This window comes from Saccharibacillus sp. JS10 (assembly GCF_024436065.1).
Taxonomy (GTDB): domain Bacteria; phylum Bacillota; class Bacilli; order Paenibacillales; family Paenibacillaceae; genus Saccharibacillus.
The window spans coordinates 921232-939445 of record NZ_JANFNS010000002.1 but is presented as its reverse complement, the minus strand read 5'-3'; the positions used below and the strand labels follow the sequence as shown (position 1 = coordinate 939445).

Genomic DNA, 18214 nt, shown 5'->3' with positions numbered 1-18214 from the left:
ATATCATTATTTGTTTCTTTGAAGTAATATTTGATACTTTGATTATAAACTTATCGCTTACAAAAGTAAAGTATATGATTTAAAGAAAACAGTATACTTTTGCGTAAAGAAAAAAAGCCTTGCAACGTCGCAAGACTTTTTAGATATGAATTAATTTGATTGAGCCTCAAGCAATTGCCGATACAATTGTTGATTTTCTTCGTCATAGCAGACAAAAGCGACTTCTTCCAGACGATTTTCACCGGATTTGGACGAATGAAGCCGCAAAGCTTCTTGCACCGCATCCCAAGCGATTTGCGCCGCTTCTTTTTTCGGATATCCGTAGATCCCTGTCGAAATATTAGGAAACGCAATACGATGTGCGCCTGCCGAGACCGCTTGCTCAATCGAATGCAGATAACAACTTCGGAGCAACTCGCTTTCGCCTTGCTGCCCATTTTGATACACGGGGCCTACCGTATGGACCACGATTTGGGCCGGCAGCTTGCCTGCGGTCGTTACAACAGCTTGCCCGGTCTCGCAGCCTCCTTGACGATCTCGGATTTTGCGGCATTCTGCCAAAATTTCTGGACCGCCTGCACGATGGATTGCCCCATCAACGCCGCCTCCGCCAAGCAGCGATGAATTCGCCGCATTCACAATCGCGTCGGTACTGTATGTGGTAATATCGCCTAAAATAACTTTGATCAAGGGTTGATTCTGCGTATTACTATTCTCATGTTTCATCTTGGATGCCCTCCCGCTAAAGTAATTCTTCTAGAGTCTTTCTATCGTATTACCCGTTTTGCGGTTAAGTCTGAATATTTCGTTCAAAACTTTTGAAGCGTGTACCTTGAAAAGTAAGCAGCCCTTCGTCACCTTCGATATTCAGACCATATTGTTCTCCGTTCACCTGAAATTCTTTGCGGTCTCCGTTCTCGGCTTCGAAAGTCAAGTAATAACTGGTGCTTGCACTGCGATCGCCACTTCCGCCCCATACTTTGTTACGTTTGCCGATCAAACGAACTTCGACACGCTCAATATCCGACGCATTGTTTTTCATATATGTAGACGAACCTTTGATAATAGCAAAAACAATCGCACCAATGATAAGTGCCGCAATCAATACAAACGGAATCACAAACCATACCGGCGCTCCTGCTAGAAAACCATCAAATGCGCTTCCTGTGTCAAACCCATCTACATAAGTCACATTACTATACGAGGCATCTCCATTTTCAATTGCTTTTCTGATTTCATCACTCATTCGATCATCAACCATTTTTTTCTCTCCTTCAAAACCATCTTTTTATCCTAAACGTCTCTAACCTCCTATTCGTTTCAATATCCTTTTATTTTTGCACAAAAAAAGTCTGTAGCAGCGAAATGTCGAGGACGATTTCGTTGCTACAGACGGCTTTGTAAAATAAGATTTAGCTTGCTTTTGCTGCTGCAATAGCCGCTTCGACATTTTCAAGAGTTGGATTTTCGACTTTCGTACCGTTCACGAAAATCGAAGGCGTTCCTGAAATTTTGCTGTCATCGCCGGCTTTGACATCGGCATCCACTGCGGCTTGATACGTTTTGTTTTTCAAATCGCTGGTGAATTTTTCAAGGTCCGCACCAGGTACGTTTTCTTTGACCAAATTCACAATATAATCTTCGGTGATCCAGCTTTCGCGAACTTTGCTTGTATCTTGGTTGGTGTACACCGCTTTGTAGTAAGTCCAGAAGTATTCCGGATTTTGTTCATACAATGCTTGTCCACCTAATGCTAACAATGTCGAATCATCTGCCAAAAACGGATAATCTGCGAATTGGAACGAAGCTTCGTTTGTATCGAGATATTTAGCTTTCAGATCAGGGAAGACCGTCTCCGACCATAATTTGCAATCCGGGCATTTGAAATCACCGAACTCCACGATCTTGATCTTCGAATCAGGATCACCCAATGTCGGTTGGTTGGTCGCTTCATAATTGGTCAATACGACAGGTTCTGCGGAAGAAGATTGATTTTGTCCGACTTTCGTCAAAACAAAGATCAATACTGCCAGTACGACGATCAGACCTACAAACCCAAGTGCGATCGCGCTCAGATTACTTTTTTTGCGTTTGGAACCGGATGTCCACTGCGACGCTGCACTGTTTGGATTTTGCGGTCTAGGTGTATTTTGAGGTCTGCCCGCTCCACCTGTATTGGATTTCGTTGTTTGCGGCTTCCTGTTTTTCGATGCCGACTTTTTGTTTTTACTCATTATTGCTCCCCTTATCCTTAAGTTTGTCCGTTTGGCATATTCTGCGCTTGGAACAAATATGCACATGATCGACTAAATGTAATTATATCGAGTTTCTACGGTTCGATTCAAGCTTACAAGCATAATTCTCAAAAAAAATGTGTCAAATCCTTTGAAAAAGGGGAAACAAATAGGTACGAGGTTTTCGCAGCAAGTCTACGAAAATTTCCCAAATTGTTGAAGGAGGAATTGACGTGAAATTTTTCTTGGATACCGGTAATCTGGAGGAAATCAAGCGAATTGTACGATTAGGCTTGGTGGATGGTGTAACGACGAACCCTTCGCTTATTGCAAAAGAAGGTCGCCAATTTCAGGACGTAATCAAGGAGATCACGGCGATTGTTCCAGGACCGGTCAGCGCCGAAGTCGTATCGCTTAAAGGCGACGAGATGATTGAAGAAGCCCTGGAAATTGCGCAATGGGCGCCTAACGTCGTGATCAAGCTTCCAATGACGGAAGAAGGCCTTTACGCGTGTAATCAATTGAGTCAAAAAGGAATTCGTACAAACGTGACTCTGATCTTCTCCGCTGCACAAGGTTTGATGGCGGCAAAAGCAGGAGCAACGTTTATCAGTCCGTTTATCGGACGATTGGATGATATCGGCGTCGATGGTATGGAACTGATCTCCGATCTTCGCACCATCCTCGATACGTATGGTCTGAAGTCCGAAATTATCGCAGCTAGTATTCGTCATATCGGTCACGTGCAGCAAGCTGCTCTTGCAGGTGCGCATATCGCGACGATCCCAGGCTCGATTTTACCAAAACTCTGGGCACACCCACTTACAGACAAAGGGATCGAACAATTTTTGAAAGACTGGGAAACCGTTCCGAAAGCCGCAGAAGCGGTCAAAGAACAAGCGAATACCAAGTCTTAATCGAAATTCCGTAGCTGCTTTTATACAAATATCTGCTTATCTAACGCGGATATTTGATCGCAAAAAGGTCTTCCCGATATTTGGGAAGACCTTTTTTTGTACAGACGATCTTTACGATCTTTACGATGCGTGCATTTTTTGGACTTCTCTTTTCCGAGCAGCGCGGCTTTTTCTCGGTTGCCCGTTCCAATGTAGGTAAGTTCCGATCCGCAGCAACTTTTCGACAGGACCGGTACGGAATATTTTCAGATACAGTGGGCTGAGCCAGAGCTGAACCGCATAGACCGTCAATACGATCACTGTTCCGATGAATACGCCTGTACGGCCAAACAAACCCAATCCATATCCATAAAAGATCGTCGTGCAGATTACGCTCTGCATCAAATAATTGGTGAGCGACAATTTGCCTACGGCTTCAAACCTTGTCATTAGCGAAAAAGAACGAAGACGCGGATATATTAACGCGAACGCATAGATATATCCCAGCGCAAGTAGCGAACCGCCTACCGTAGTTCCAATCGCAATCCCCGGAATATGTGTCGCGCCGAACTGAGGAGCCAATACGCTAATCGTTTTGGTCAAAAGACCAGCAGTGATGAGAATAGCGGCTCTACGTCTATACAGTCGTCTGGAAGCTTCAGGGTTATCGAAAGTACCGATTCTAGCCGCTCTCATGCCCAGTAAAAACATAGGCGCGATTAATAGCGGAGCAAGCAAACTTCCGATCGCCAATATCCAACCTTCTTCTTCGCCAAACGGATCGGCTTCATTACGGAAAGCTTTAATCTCGGCATATGTGCCAGCGCTATAAACGTCTTTACTCTGCATGACATAAGATTTCGTGTGTTCCGATTGTCCAAATGCAGTTACTCCCTGTTCATCTGGCACGAAGCCAATAGCTCCGATGAGGATCATTAGCAGAACTGCCCAGACCAATTGCGTTTTCGGTTTGCGGTTCAGAAAGAGTAGCAAGAAAAATCCGGTGAGCCCGTAGAACGTAAGAATATCCCCTTCCCATAAAAATGTGGCGTGCAATATTCCCAACACGAACAGGAGCAGAAAACGGCGCGATAAATGCCATTTGGGTCTTAATTGGCGCCTTCTAAGACTGTCTGCCGACTTCGCCATCCCGAATCCAAACATAAACGCAAAGATCGGCATAAAGCTTCCAACGACTGCGATAAATAGAAACGAATGAAAAGCAAAGTCTGCTCCTGCAATGCCGAACAATTCGGGATGACTTTCACCCATTAGCCCGTATTGGAAAATAAGCATATTAGCCACAATAATTCCCGATAAACTGAATCCTCTAAGCGCATCGATCAAAGTTACTCTTTTATTTGTATCCATTCCTCATCACCTCTGCATCAAGCTTACTTCTGCTCTTTGAAGAACGGCTAAACGCTACCTTACCATTTGCTTAACAATCTTTAAAAAGAAGTTTTTTCGTTTAACGCTTGTTAAGGTTTGTTTGATACAATGTCGAAAGCCGATCAAGCGAACTGATAAAGATTGAACTTAGGCAAGGAGGAACTTAAGGATGTACCCCACCCGAATTTTGATTATCGATGACGAAAAAGCTATTGTGCAGATGATTGAGATCGCTCTGCGAAAAGAAGGTTTCCAAAATCTGTATTCAGCGGGCACCGCTACGGATGGTATGGAACTACTGCGCGCAAACGGAGCAGACGTCATCTTGCTCGACGTTATGCTTCCAGACCGAACAGGCTTCGAACTAGGTCCACAAATTCGTGCGTTATCCAATGCTCATCTGATTTATTTGACAGCTCGGACGACTGATCTTGACCGTCTAACCGGCTTTGCCGTTGGTGGCGACGATTACGTGACCAAGCCGTTTAATCCGCTTGAGATCGCGGCGCGTATCAAAGCCAGACTGCGCAGAGATAGTGCAGAGCCGATTGCTTCGCCTAAGGCTTCCTCTATATCCGATTCTCGGCGCCTGTATGATTTTGGCGGCTTCATGCTGGACGAACGCGCGGGCGAACTCCGTGTTAGCGGAACGCCAGTTCCTTGTCCGGCTCAAGCTTATCAACTGCTGCTATTTTTATGCCAAAATCCTGATATCGTCTTCTCTAAATCGCAGCTCTATGAATCCGTCTGGGGATTTGATGGGCTCAGCGACGATAATACGGTCATGGTTCATATTCGCAAAATTCGTGAACGAATCGAACCAGATCCAAGCAATCCGCGTTACCTGCTGACGGTTCGCGGACTTGGATATAAGCTGGTTCGGGTGAACCGCTCATGAAGCAGCCACGCAAAATCAAAAGCCGCCGACTCGCCCGAAGACTTGGAATTCATTTTACGGTTCAGTTTTTCGCGATTTGGGTGTCTGTACTAATTGCAGTATTCGTATGCGCGTTTGCTATTTTTTATTTCACTGCCAAAGATCAACTTCGCAGCGATCTTCCAGATGAAGTGCTCAGTTCTTTGTCTTTAGAAGCAATCATCAATCCCGATAGTGTGGAATTGCCGGAGACTTGGAAAAAACAACTACAGAGTATGGGGTATTGGCTGCAAATCTTGAATGAACAAGGAACCGTGGTCTATTCGGCAAACGTACCTCAAGGAGTACCTATACGTTATTCCGCAATCGATTTGCTACGGATCGACAAAGACAGGAAATGGGAAGAATATGAGGTGGAATCGCTGTACGAAGAGTTTTCCGGCGTTCGCAGCTTATACCTACTCGGTCGTGTGGACGAAGAAAATCAAAAATTAGAACGCTGGTTCAGGCAGTACGCGGCGCAAGGGAAGATCGGAACTGAAACCGGCTTGAAAGAACTGGACGCTGAAACGCGGCGTCAGGACGCTTCGCTGCATATTTTTGATTCCTCGGGAAAAGTCGTTCAGAGGGCCGGAATAAATAGCGATACTTCCAAAACGTATGCAGCATTGGAACTTGCTGCGAACCGTCTCAAACCCGCAGCATCCAAAGTTAAATATTCTTCCTTTTACGATGAACAGTCTGGATATACGTGGTTACTCGAATCCCCCCGTACCGATTCAATTGCTCCTGAACAGCCTCTTCTTCGCACGATTGTGATCGTGTCTTCGCTGGTAGGCGGATTTATCCTTCTGTTGGCGTTGGGTCTTGCTGCTTGGCATGGATATCGATATGGTGGACCGCTGCTGCTGTTCATGCGCGGATTCGAAAGGATGGGACGCGGCGAATATGAACAAGTATTCACCGAAAAAGAACAGCGCCGAATTTTTCGTAAAAACGGACGCTTCCGCTCCCAATATAAATTGTACCGCGAAGTGATTGACGGTTTTTCAGATATGGCAGAGCGATTAGCTGAAGCCCGGACTGAAAGACTCCGGTTGGAACGGTCACGGGAAGAATGGATGGCAGGCATTTCTCATGATCTACGCACGCCGCTGTCTGCTGTGCAAGGTTATGGTCATTTACTGGAAAGCGGTCAATTTCAATGGAGCGAACAAGAATTGCTGGATATGGGCACTACGATCCGAGAAAAAAGCAGCTATATGCTAGAACTGCTTCAAGATTTCTCGTTGACTTTCGAGTTGCAAAATCACACGCCTGGCGAAAAACTTGAGCCGCTGGAATTAAATGAATTCGTGCGCCGAGCTGTTCTGCGCTACGTTAATGATCCTACATGGTCTGACGTCACTTTCGACTTTGAGGAAAGCGATGCTTCAATTCGTATTCTTGCCAATACCAAATGGTTTCAACGCCTACTCGACAATCTGATCTCGAATGCGGTCAAGCATAACGCGCCAGGAACAGCTATTGAGATTAGTGTAGGCTTCGAAAAGGGTAATGCTGTCGTTCGTGTTCGTGACGACGGCGTAGGAATGGATGAAGAAACGAAGACCCGATTGTTCGACCGCTATTATCGCGGAACCAGCACCGATGAGAACGTAGACGGATCAGGACTTGGGATGAGTATCGCCCGTGCTGTCGTGAATGCACATCTTGGCACCATCAGTGTAGAATCTCGTTTGGGAGCGGGAACATGTATTTCTTTGACGTTTCCCGCTTTGTAACCAAACGCTCTACAGCGGGATTTGACACCGCTCTCTGAACTTCGTATACTTGCCTGAGCAAGCTGCAACTTAGAAACCATAAGCCGATCTGCAAATGTAGAACCCGGCTTTTCAAGAGGAGGATTTTCCTTGTACCAGCCGCAAGATTCTCTCGGCTTCCAGCTCGGCGTAATCTATCGCAAAGTCAGCAATCGTCTGGCTGCGCGACTGAAAGATTACGACTTGACGCCTGAACAATGGTCTGTGATGTGTGCAATCTGTTTCAAAGAAGGCATGAACCAAAAAGAAATTTCCGAACGTACGTCCAAAGACCAACCTACGGTGACTCGAATTCTGAATGTGCTGCATCGCAAAAACTTTATTATGCGCAGTAGCGACCGCGCGGATCGGCGCGCTTACTTGATCTATCCAACAGATAAAGGTCGTCAAGTCACCGAAGAAACGTCCGTAATCGAGCGTCATCATAATGCCGCGATGATTGAAGACTTTACGCCGGAACAACTTGAATTGCTTGCCGAAGCTTTCCGCCGAATCGAAAGAAATACAGAGCGTTACGGGGATAGCGAAGAACTCGAAGGCTAATTACCGAAAACGTTTCAAATTTTCAGTAAAACAAAACGGCATGAACCTCTATTTGGCATTTTGGAGGTTAAAGCCGTTTTTTTAATGCGCGTTGAAAAGTTTATTGTTTTTTCGACTTTGCTTTCGCTTCTTTGCGTGCCTTCAATCGTTCTTTTGCTTCAAGCGCCGCTCTATATTCGTTCTCTAAATCTTGCAGTTGCCCGACTGGACGATATACCGTACCGCCATGACAGACTTCGATTCGTTCAGGATCAAGCCGACGTACAATCGCTCCTGCGCTTTCTATCGCTTGATCGGTATGATAAGTAAAACGAGGCGGAATTAATTTGCCTTTTTTGGAATTAAACAAATCGCCAGCGAGTAATACATTCTCATTTTCATGGAAATACACGACATGACCCGGTGAATGCCCTGGCGTCCGATAAGGAATCAGCGAGCCGATCGCGGCAAGTGTTCCAGAGCTGCCCACTTGTTCAAGCGGCTTCAAAATTCCTTTTTTCACATGAGCATGCGGTTTGTCTTTGCCTGGATACTTTTTGTCGCCTTCCGCATAAGGAATTTCGACTGCGTGCATATAGACGGGTACGTCATACTTCTGCAAGATCGATTCAAGCCCTCCGACATGATCCGAATGACCGTGTGTGAGTACGATTCGCTTTAACGGCCCTGCATTCATCTCTTCTATGGCTTTAAGGATCTTTTTGGTCATAAAAGCCATTCCCGTATCGACCAAAGTCACTCCATCTTCTTCCGCGACGATCCACACATGGATAGAAAGCCCCACCCAGACGCCTACACTGCGAATAGACGGCGTAATTAATTTTGCTCCCATATCGATCGCCCCATTCCGTCTTTTTTGCTTACTTCCCGCATAAAGATACTATTTGACCATAAAGGGCTGCTTGCTTACTGTCAAGTTTAAGCCTGTAGACAGCTCTTATAACAATACGACAAATAGGGTAAAGCTTCTTGGTGAATTCAAGAAACTTTACCCTTTGTTCATTTGTGATCGATTACAGTTGGATCGTTGCAGATTCGCTATTCAGCGTCAGCACAAGCCCTTGTTCGCTATTTTCTGGCGAAGCACCGTCTACGCTAGCTACGTTCTCAACGCCTCGCAGTACGACTTTGACAGCTTGACCACCCGATACTTGAATCTTAAGCTCAGAGCCGCTGCGAACTGCCGAAGCTTGAACTTGAGTCGTCGTATCCAGACCAATAACTTGCGCAGAAGCGGTCTGTCCTTCTTCCAGTTGGAACAAATGCAGGGTTACGCCATCCGCGTAATCATAATCCGGCTTCGAATCTTGTGATCCGATCGCAAGCAGCGTACCGGATTTAACGAACACCGGCAAGCTCATGAAGTCATAGTTCTCGCTATACCAACGCCCGCCTTCTTTCACTTGTCCATCCAGCAGACCTGTCCATTTGCCATGCGGCAAATAATACGTGACGTCGCCTTGTTCATTGAAGATTGGAGCCACAAGAATCGAATCTCCGAACATATATTGCAGATCCAGCGTCGCGCATGTTGGATCTTCCGGGAATTCCAGGAACATTGGACGCATCATCGGAATACCACGCGCCGACGATTCTTTCGCTTGATCGAACAAATACGGCATCAGCGAGTTTTTGAGTTTGGTAAATTTACGTAATACATCCACCGCTTCTTCGTCAAACAACCACGGTACACGGTACGAGTCGCTACCATGCAGACGGCTATGCGAAGACAACAGCCCGAATTGTACCCAACGTTTGTACACATCTGCTGGAGCTGTCTGTTCAAAGCCCGAAATATCGTGCGACCAGAAGCTGAATCCGGAGACGCCGAGCGACAGACCGCCGCGCAGACTTTCCGCCATCGATTCATAAGTCGACGAGCAATCGCCGCCCCAGTGAACCGGGAATTGTTGACCGCCGACAGTTGCGGAACGTGCGAATAGCGCCGCTTCGTTTTTGCCCAGTTTCTTTTCCAATACTTCAAATACCGCTTTGTTGTACTGGAACGGATAGTAGTTGTGCATTTTCATCGGGTCGGAACCATCGAAGTACATCACGTCTTCAACCGGAATGCGTTCGCCAAAATCCGTTTTGAAGCAATCGACGCCTTGGTCGACCAGTTCTTCCAGTTTACTTTGATACCATTTCACCGCAGCTGGATTGGTAAAATCGACGATACCCATTCCGGCTTGCCACATATCCCATTGCCATACGCTGCCGTCTTTGCGTTTGATCAAATATCCGTTTTCCATACATTCTTCGAATAACACGGATTTTTCAGCGATATACGGATTGATCCAGACGCAAATTTTCAGCCCTTTGTCTTTGAGACGTTTCAGCAATCCCGCAGGATCAGGGAAAACGTCTTTGTCCCATTCAAAGTCGGTCCACTGATATTCTTTCATCCAGAAGCAGTCGAAATGGAATACAGATAACGGCAGATCACGCTCGCTCATGCCATCAACGAAATGATTAACCGTTTCTTCATCGTAATTCGTCGTGAACGAAGTCGTCAGCCATAATCCAAATGTCCATGCAGGTGGAAGCGCAGGTTTACCGGTTAACTTCGTGAAGTTATCCAGCACGTCTTTTGGATTTTCGCCGCCGATAATAAAGTATTCCAGGGTTTCGCCTTCGACGCTGAATTGAACTTTCGATACATTTTCCGAAGCCACTTCAAACGATACTTTTTCCGGATGGTTTACGAACACGCCGTAGCCTTTATTGGACAAATAAAACGGGATATTTTTGTAGGATTGCTCGCTGCTTGTACCGCCGTCTTCATTCCAAATATCAACTGTTTGACCGTTTTTCACAAAAGGAGTAAATCGCTCGCCCAAGCCGTATACATATTCGCCGATTCCGAGATCGAGCTGCTCGCGGAAATACGTTTTGCCCAAAGATTTGTTCTCGATATGTGCGGCACGGCGGAACGCACTGCCTGTCAGGCGGCGGCTACCGTAATGGAACTCACTTGCAAAACCCGTGTTGCGGTCAATGCTGACCTTAAGCTCGCCACTTTGCAGCGCAAGCAATTCTTCATTATTGGTAATCTGTACATTCGTGTCCGAACCGTACAGTTCAAATTCAGGCGTTTGTTTTACGCCGCCAGCATGACGGTTCAAGCGAACGCGAATCACGTTTGGCATCGGCGAGCTATAAGTTGCTTTGAGCAGCGTCGCGTTCAGCGTATCGCCGCGTTTTTCTACTTTTTTCGTTGCTGCATATACAGTAAAGGAATCGTCTTTCTGTACGACGTCGCGAATATCGACCGGGCTTTGCATATTGTATCCGTCTCGCACCATCCAATATCCATCGGTAAATTTCATCTCTCAAATCCCCTTTGATTATCATCTCAAGTCTTCGGCAATCTTGTTTATATACCGTGACTACATTTATAATGATATTGATCTTGATTATAAAATTCTTACGATATTTTGATCTAAATTATCATTATTTTGATCTTTCAACGACTTTTCTATGAAGATCGATATAGATTTGGAAGCGATTTCTTATTTCGACCTATGAAAGGAGCTTATCGGTATGAATCGAGCTTTGCTCAAAGAAGAACGTGTTCACGGTAATCCGATGTATCCAGTCAGCGTCTATGTCATGGAAAATTTGGACTATACGACGATTATGGATTCGCACTGGCATCAAGAAATGGAATTTACGATCGTCACGCGCGGTACAATTCGTTTTCAGATCGGAACCGAATATTATGAAGTACATCAAGGACAAGCCATGTTTGTGCATAGCGGAGAACTTCATTCCGGGCAAAAGGTAGGCGATGAACCTTGCGCTTTTTCAGCCGTCGTATTCGATGGCGAATTTTTGTCCAGTCGAGGGTATGACGGGCTGCAAGAACAATATATCGAACCTTTATTGCAAAAAAAATCGCTCCCTCCTTCTCATCTAACCGGACAAGAACAGTGGGAACGCGATATTTTGGATCTGATCTTGGCGATTATTGAAGATAACGAACAAGCGGCTCCCGCTTATGCGCTCACGACAAAAGCTAGATTGTATCATATTTTTGCGCTGCTTCATGGTCATATGCGTGATCCGATTCCTACTGTGACCGGCAACGATCGAGAAAAGATCGAACGGTTAAAAAAAGTGCTTGGATATATCCATCATCATTACGCGTCCGCAATCAAACTTAGCGATCTGGCACAACTACTCGGCATGAGCGAAGGATATTTTTGTCGCTTTTTTAAAAGCATGGTGCACAAAACGCCTGTCGATTATTTGAATCGCTACCGAACGCAGCAGGCTTGTCGGCTCCTTGAAGAAAGCGGGCATAAAATCGTCGAGATCGCGATGGAAGTCGGATTCGATAATTTGAGCTACTTTATTTCTTTGTTCAAACAACATCAAGGCTGTACGCCTTCTCAATATCGAAAAAGATTGGAAAGCGGAAACGTATCCGCTTCGAGCTTGGCTCAGCATGTTTAGCCCTCTTTGTTCCGATCCGGCAACGACAGGCTGTATATCCGTATCGCTTCATACAAAAAACAGGAAAACTGTCCCGCTTCTCCTCCGAACGTATCAAAAAAAGCTCGGAACCGATTGTCGCTACGATAGTTTTCTGCAATATGCTCCAAAAGCTGCGGCGTAATCGCCGTATAGGTTTCTAGCGCATTTGCCCATTCCGCAATCTTGAGCTGAACATCGGGAGAGTCAGGAGCATATTTCAATAAAGAAAAAATGTCGACGAACACATCGTTTATGCGTTGTTGGGCTTGATTCAACTCTGCTTCTCGCTTCTCTTGCGGCAACCGCTCTAATTTTTGCATCTGTTGCCGATATGCCGCATAAGCCGGCGTATCTCCATAGACGACCTCTGCTTCGCGATCATATTGCTCACGCAACGTAAGACCTGGCAGATCCGGCGATCGAGGTCCGAAGATCGTCCCAGCTTCCAAATACTGATCGAAGTCATGCAACGTACGCTCTAGCCTACGCTTTTTCTCTACTAATCGTTCACGATGTTCTTGGAGCGCTGGGCGGCGTTCCGATTCAGGCAACTCCAACAATGCCGCAATATCTTCAAGACGCAAGCCGGCTTCTTTTAGAAAAAGAATGATCTGTAGCCGCTCCAGATTGTCGCGGTCATACAGCCGATAGCCGCTCTCCTTCACCTTCGCAGGCTTCAGCAGACCGATTCGGTCATAATGATGCAGCGTTCGCGCCGTCGTGCCTGTGATGCCTACGACTTCATGTACCGTCAACAACACTTTCGGCATACCAATAATCCTCCGTCACCTTCAATATTTCTTCTGCGCTTTTTAAAGTAGCCTGTTCAATCGTTTCTCCGGTTTTGCGTAAATAATGTTGAATGAGATAATAACCGCAGGCATAGCCCGCTCCATAAGGTGCACCGACCGGAGTCATGCTTTGCAAAGCGGCGATCTCGTCCCCGTATAGATAAGGTGCAATATTCGCCCAACCTTTACCCTGTAGTATCGGCTTTAGCATAGGTTTGATGACCTTATTCAAGGTCTCCGTATCTGTCTTGGATACCCACGGCCCTAACCATTCTTCTCCGCAACGCGATACTGCAAAACTCTCCGCCAGCCCTTCGCTTACGATCAGCTCAGCAAGCGTTACGTCCATATCCCAACGGATAAATTGATATCTTACATTATGATTGCATTCATGGGCTAGAGCCGCCCGGATACGAGGTAACGTGTAAGTGTTCGGCGTCAGCACAGTTAGAATATAACCCGGAATACCGCCGTCTCCCGAATATCCTTCGTTGATCTTCAAGATTTGGCTATCTGGATTTCCAAGCAAAACGGTAAAAACAACCTTCTGCACCGGAAGATATATTCCCTGCTGCTCGAAACAAGAAAAGCTGTCTTTTACGATCTGTTCGCATTCTGCCCAAAAGTCATTAGGCGAGATCAGATCTACAGTCTCAAGTAGCGATTCATCGATCCGATCCGCAGGCAGATACATTAGGTCATTCAGCGTCAGTACATCAAATCCGCCTGGACGTTCAGAGCGAAACGGAATTTGTTGGATCTCCCATTTCTTTTTGAATGGAGCCAGCATTTGTTCGCGGTAAGCTTCTCTTTTTTCCTCTGGCTTAAGTTCTATGATTTGGCGGTAGATCGTGTCGGAACGAAGCATCGTAATATTCATATGAATCTCTCCTTTTGTCGATTTACCTGCTACGTTAAACTATGACGTTACGTCAAAGTCAACATGAGCTGGCTCGAAAAAATAGGATACCAAAAAGGCAGCCCGAAAAACTCCTGAGCTGCCTTTTTATCGATATGATCTGCACTTTTGCAATCTACTGTCTATTATTAGCGAACTTCATATAAAGCCGAATCTACACCGCTCACGAAAGGGCTTGTTTCTCCTAATGTATACAAATGTAGAACGTGCATCGCCCGCGTACAAGCGGTATAAAATAGCTTGCGCTCGGATTCTCGCGAATACCGCTCTGCCGAAGCATTATGCAGCAGCACGGCATCGAATTCGATCCCTTTGGCAAGATACGCAGGAACGATGACCGTCCCTTTTTCGAACGCTGGCGTGTTTTTCGTAATTAATCGTGTATGCAATCGATCTTTCAATCGTTCATGCAGTTGGTTGCATTCACTTTGCGTTTTACAAATAATTGCCGTGTAGTCTAGACCTTGCTCACTCAAAGCTTCGATATCGTCTATAATCGCTGCTTCCATCTGCGTTTCGGCATGTGGATCAAATTGACGGAGAATAGGCTTATCGCCACTACGCGTAAACGGCAAAATCATTTCGCCTTCCGGCAACATCGCTTTGGTAAACTCTGTGATCTCGCGTGTGGATCGGTAACTTCGGGTCAGACGCAATACTTTGCTTTCGTCTTTTCCATATAGATTCAATAGCGGATCATAATCGTCTAACGCCGAATCATGCCCATAGATCGCTTGATTCAGATCACCGAGCGCGGTCATACGCGCACGCGGGAACAGACGCTTCAAAAATTCAAGTTGGAACGGCGTGTAATCTTGCACTTCATCGACAATCAGATGACGAATCGAAGTATTCGTAATAAAACCTTGTACCAATTCTCGAAGAAGCAATAATGGCGTCGCATCTTCAAACATCAATTCCGATTTTCCGATCCGATCCAGCGTCTGACGCGAAAATTCATGCCACATCGCCGGAAGCGGACGTCCACCGGATAACTTCATGAATAACGCTTCGTCTTTGTAGAGTCGACGATACATCCCTTTGATATCGACAAAACGTTGGCGTTTGATCCATTTGCGTACCGGCTTAAGCCAATCGTTGACGATCATTCGAGCCGCCGCTTCGCGTTGTTGATCGAAATCATCGAATGTATCGGCAGCTCCTTTTTGCTTGCGGCGCATCAAATTATACGCTCGGTGCAGCGCGCTCGAATCCAACAGTTGAATCTGCTCGTCTACCCATTCTTCGTCGCGTTGGCTTTTGCCATATTCACTCACTTGCTTCAATAACCATTTGCTCATTTGCTCGATCCGGCTTGGGATTTTAATGGTCTCATCATACTCGTAAAATTTACGGCGCATCTGCTCGGCAGATACGATCTCATGACCTTGAAACCGAATCGGACGGAACATCATTTCGCGCTCTGCGAGATGCTTCCGATACGCACGAATCACTTCCAAATAAGCTAAAGACGACTTGTATCGAATTCCCGCCAGTCTTGCTTCGTATTCGCCGTCTTCGGAAACATCCCCGCGTAGTAAATACTCCAACTGATCGAACGCATCTTCAAGCTCAAATTCTCTGCCGATCCGGCGTTCCAGATACGCTTGAAAAGTCGTTTGTAGCATATTCTCTTCACCAAGCTCCGGCAGCACGGTCGAGACATAGCTATTAAATAACGAATTGGGCGAAAACAAGATCAATTGATCGGCACTCAAGGTATCTCGATACCGATATAGCAAATACGCGACACGCTGAAGCGCCGCCGATGTTTTGCCGCTTCCTGCCGCACCTTGCACGACCAACAACCGACTTTGCTCATCGCGGATAATCGCATTTTGTTCTTGTTGGATCGTCGAGACGATACTTTTCATCCGATCGTCGGCACTTTGACTGAGCACTTCTTGAAGTAACTCGTCGCCAATCGTCATTCCCGTATCGAACATAACCCGAATTTTTGCGTCCCGGATCACGTATTGCCGTTTCAATTCCATTTCTCCTTCGACGCTGCCGCCCGGTGTGCGATATTTCACGTCGCCCGGGGCACCGTCATAATAAAGACTGGAAATTGGCGCACGCCAATCATAAATCAAAAAGTCTTGCTCGTTGTCATCCAGCAGCGAAGCGATCCCCAAATAGATCGGTTCTGCTGTCGCTTCATCCGATTCACGAAAATCGATACGTCCAAAATACGGAGAATGTTGGAGTCTGCGTAATTTCCCCAGTTGAGAAAAAGCTCTTTTATGCCCGAATTCTCGTTCTGCCAATACTTGCGATTGCTGACGCATACTGGTCGACGTCTCGCCCAAATCGTCCGGTTCGGCAAAATTCATCGTAACTTCGTCCCAAAATTCTTTACGCAAGCCGACGACATCGCCGCGCATTTCTCCGACTTGAGCTTCGAGACCGCGAATACGACGTTTGATTTTGGAGGTTACATCATCGACGCGCGATTGTTCTTGCTTCCATTCCGGATCATTCATTTCCATCTCGTTATTCCCCCTCTAATCCCACTTTACTCCGCTTACTTTCTATTAATTAAATAAAAATATATGGTTTTACTGGAAAATTCATATAGTCGTCAAATAAACAGAGTTTAATTGTACGCCCGAGCCCAAATGAAATCAACCTCTACCGCATGTTTGTTTCTATAGAATAATATACCGAAAATTCCGACCATAGAGAAAGGGAAGGAGCGCCGCTGTTCGGCCGTTCCTTCCCTTTGTTCGCGTTCGGATCTAGACTTACGCAGCCATTTCCCGGCAAACTTCTGCACAACGCTTGCATTGCTCCGCGCACAGGCGACAGTGATCCATATCATGTTTGGCGCATTCGTTGCCGCAATCTTCGCAGATTTGAGCACATAGCCCGCAAATTTGCGCCGCGTACGCACTGTTTTGCGTCATCGCTTTGGCGGCAAATTCACACATATCCGCGCATATACGATCCAGACGGATACATTCTTTCATCATGGCTACGTCTTTTTCCTGCAAGCAAGCATCGTAGCAGTTGTTGCATGTCTCCATACATTTTAGGCACTCGTCGATACATCGGCGCATTTCTTCTTTCGTCATCCTCTTTTCCTCCTTCACGTTAATCCGAAGTCAAACGTTCTTGTATCATTACCCCAGGGCTTTTTACATAAACGAGGATTAGTAAAGATTTACGATTTGGATTTGCGCCAGCTTTTGGGATCGATCCATTTTTGCCACGGTTTCGGCACGCTTCTTTCGTTGTCTCCATAATGATCGACCAGACGGTTAAGTCGCTCTAATTGATAGCCATAAGCTTGAATTTCAGCCGCAACGATCGAAAGCCGCATCGTACTTCCGTCTTGTTGCTGCATGTATTCTTTCATCGCTAACGCAAAACGTTCATTTTCTTCTTCGAGGTTTTGCCACGGCAAATCATCAGGCTTTAATTTTCCTTCGAATTTCAAAAGAACATGTTCATGGTATTTGACCTGATACTCTAGTTGATCGTCAAATAACTTATCGAGCAGCAGTGTTCGAGAAGTCGGGAAATAATGTTCTTCTACCGCTTCGACCACTTCGCTCCCTTTTTTCAACGTATTCAGCATTTGCTTATAGACCACTAGATGACGACTTTCTGTATACGAAGGACGTTTACGTTTATGTTGATCTTCCTCAAGAAGATTGTATTTTTCCGTCAACGATTGAATCGAACCTTCAAGTGCTTTTTGCTCGTCTCGAAACACGCTTTCTTTGATCTCGTCAGAAACAGCGGTTCGCATCAATAAGGAAAGTTGAGTAAAAGTCGATTGAATCTGACCGATAAATTGTTGACGCGGCTTCGGAGGAAGCACCACGATATTAATGAAGAACGCCGAGAAAATCCCGATAACGCTGATCATAAACCGGTTAAGCGCAAACCCAAAGTCTCCTGATGCTTCCATCACGGAGATAACGGTCACAAGCGTAAGCCCGATCGTATCGGCACGCTTCATTTTCAAACAAATCATAATAACGACGATACAAGTCAATCCTACTGCAATCGGTTCACTCGATAATAGGCGTCCTGCGGTAACCGCGATCACGGCTCCCAATGTATTCGTTAATAATTGATCCAAAAAATACGTCCACGATTTATAGATCGTAGGCTGCATCGCAAAAATCGCTGCGATTGCCGCGATCACGGGCGGCGTCAGATTCAGCAGCGCCGTTAAATAAAGAGCAAGGGTAACCGCTATCCCTGTTTTCAGCATCCGTGCGCCGAAATTCACGCCCATTCCTCCTTTGT

At 46.0% G+C, this 18214-nt stretch carries 16 protein-coding genes; 5 read left to right on the top strand and 11 right to left on the bottom strand.

The genetic code is table 11. The features are described from left to right. Positions 1 to 150: 150 nt before the first annotated feature. From NOM90_RS09655 to NOM90_RS09645, 3 genes are all read right to left on the bottom strand, one after another. Positions 151 to 726 (bottom strand): O-acetyl-ADP-ribose deacetylase, encoded by a 576-nt coding sequence (locus tag NOM90_RS09655; RefSeq protein WP_255941597.1) that lies wholly within the window; start codon positions 724 to 726, stop codon positions 151 to 153. 64 nt (positions 727 to 790) lie between these two features. Next, positions 791 to 1261 (bottom strand): DUF2500 domain-containing protein, encoded by a 471-nt coding sequence (locus tag NOM90_RS09650; protein WP_255941596.1) that lies wholly within the window; start codon positions 1259 to 1261, stop codon positions 791 to 793. Positions 1262 to 1412: 151 nt separating this feature from the next. Then, on the bottom strand, positions 1413 to 2234 hold the full coding sequence (locus tag NOM90_RS09645; protein ID WP_255941595.1) for a DsbA family protein: 822 nt from the start codon (positions 2232 to 2234) through the stop codon (positions 1413 to 1415). A 233-nt stretch (positions 2235 to 2467) separates the two neighbouring features. On the opposite strand from NOM90_RS09645, the gene fsa reads away from it, so the two are divergent. Beyond that, a complete protein-coding gene (gene fsa / locus NOM90_RS09640; protein WP_255941594.1) occupies positions 2468 to 3151 on the top strand; it encodes a fructose-6-phosphate aldolase in 684 nt (227 codons plus the stop codon). Between the two features lie 120 nt (positions 3152 to 3271). On the opposite strand, the gene NOM90_RS09635 is transcribed toward fsa, so the two are convergent. Continuing rightward, positions 3272 to 4501 (bottom strand): DUF418 domain-containing protein, encoded by a 1230-nt coding sequence (locus NOM90_RS09635; protein WP_255941593.1) that lies wholly within the window; start codon positions 4499 to 4501, stop codon positions 3272 to 3274. 190 nt (positions 4502 to 4691) lie between these two features. Between NOM90_RS09635 and NOM90_RS09630 the strand changes: the two genes are divergently transcribed. The 3 genes from NOM90_RS09630 to NOM90_RS09620 all read left to right on the top strand — a co-directional run bounded on the left by NOM90_RS09630 (position 4692) and on the right by NOM90_RS09620 (position 7765). Continuing rightward, a complete protein-coding gene (locus NOM90_RS09630; RefSeq protein ID WP_255941591.1) occupies positions 4692 to 5420 on the top strand; it encodes a response regulator transcription factor in 729 nt (242 codons plus the stop codon). Next, the gene (locus NOM90_RS09625; protein ID WP_255941590.1) at positions 5417 to 7183 is read left to right on the top strand and encodes a sensor histidine kinase; all 1767 of its coding nucleotides are present in this window, start codon (positions 5417 to 5419) and stop codon (positions 7181 to 7183) included. The genes NOM90_RS09630 and NOM90_RS09625 overlap by 4 nt, the downstream gene beginning before the upstream one ends. 129 nt (positions 7184 to 7312) lie before the next feature. Beyond that, positions 7313 to 7765 carry a MarR family winged helix-turn-helix transcriptional regulator gene (locus NOM90_RS09620; protein WP_255941589.1) on the top strand — a complete coding sequence of 151 codons (453 nt, stop codon included), beginning with the start codon at positions 7313 to 7315 and terminating at the stop codon, positions 7763 to 7765. A 100-nt stretch (positions 7766 to 7865) separates the two neighbouring features. On the opposite strand, the gene NOM90_RS09615 is transcribed toward NOM90_RS09620, so the two are convergent. Both NOM90_RS09615 and yicI read right to left on the bottom strand, forming a co-directional pair. Then, positions 7866 to 8597, bottom strand: a complete 732-nt coding sequence (locus tag NOM90_RS09615; RefSeq protein WP_255941588.1) for an MBL fold metallo-hydrolase — start codon at positions 8595 to 8597, stop codon at positions 7866 to 7868. Positions 8598 to 8778: 181 nt separating this feature from the next. Continuing rightward, on the bottom strand, positions 8779 to 11094 hold the full coding sequence (yicI, locus tag NOM90_RS09610) for an alpha-xylosidase (RefSeq protein ID WP_255941587.1): 2316 nt from the start codon (positions 11092 to 11094) through the stop codon (positions 8779 to 8781). Between the two features lie 214 nt (positions 11095 to 11308). Between yicI and NOM90_RS09605 the strand changes: the two genes are divergently transcribed. After that, positions 11309 to 12223 carry a helix-turn-helix transcriptional regulator gene (locus NOM90_RS09605; RefSeq protein ID WP_255941585.1) on the top strand — a complete coding sequence of 305 codons (915 nt, stop codon included), beginning with the start codon at positions 11309 to 11311 and terminating at the stop codon, positions 12221 to 12223. Here the strand turns inward: NOM90_RS09605 and NOM90_RS09600 are convergent. The 5 genes from NOM90_RS09600 to NOM90_RS09580 all read right to left on the bottom strand — a co-directional run bounded on the left by NOM90_RS09600 (position 12220) and on the right by NOM90_RS09580 (position 18203). Next, positions 12220 to 13014 (bottom strand): MerR family transcriptional regulator, encoded by a 795-nt coding sequence (locus NOM90_RS09600; RefSeq protein ID WP_255941583.1) that lies wholly within the window; start codon positions 13012 to 13014, stop codon positions 12220 to 12222. The genes NOM90_RS09605 and NOM90_RS09600 overlap by 4 nt on opposite strands. Then, positions 12986 to 13915: a DUF2268 domain-containing putative Zn-dependent protease gene (locus NOM90_RS09595; RefSeq protein ID WP_255941581.1), complete on the bottom strand. Its 930-nt coding sequence runs from the start codon at positions 13913 to 13915 to the stop codon at positions 12986 to 12988. Before NOM90_RS09595 ends, NOM90_RS09600 begins: the two co-directional genes overlap by 29 nt. A 167-nt stretch (positions 13916 to 14082) precedes the next feature. After that, a complete protein-coding gene (gene helD / locus NOM90_RS09590; RefSeq protein WP_255941579.1) occupies positions 14083 to 16443 on the bottom strand; it encodes an RNA polymerase recycling motor HelD in 2361 nt (786 codons plus the stop codon). 255 nt (positions 16444 to 16698) lie between these two features. Continuing rightward, entirely contained in the window at positions 16699 to 17028 is a 330-nt protein-coding gene (locus NOM90_RS09585; protein WP_255941578.1) for a four-helix bundle copper-binding protein, read from the bottom strand. Between the two features lie 89 nt (positions 17029 to 17117). Next, positions 17118 to 18203, bottom strand: coding sequence for an FUSC family protein (locus NOM90_RS09580; RefSeq protein ID WP_255941577.1), 1086 nt, complete (start codon positions 18201 to 18203; stop codon positions 17118 to 17120). Positions 18204 to 18214: the final 11 nt, after the last annotated feature.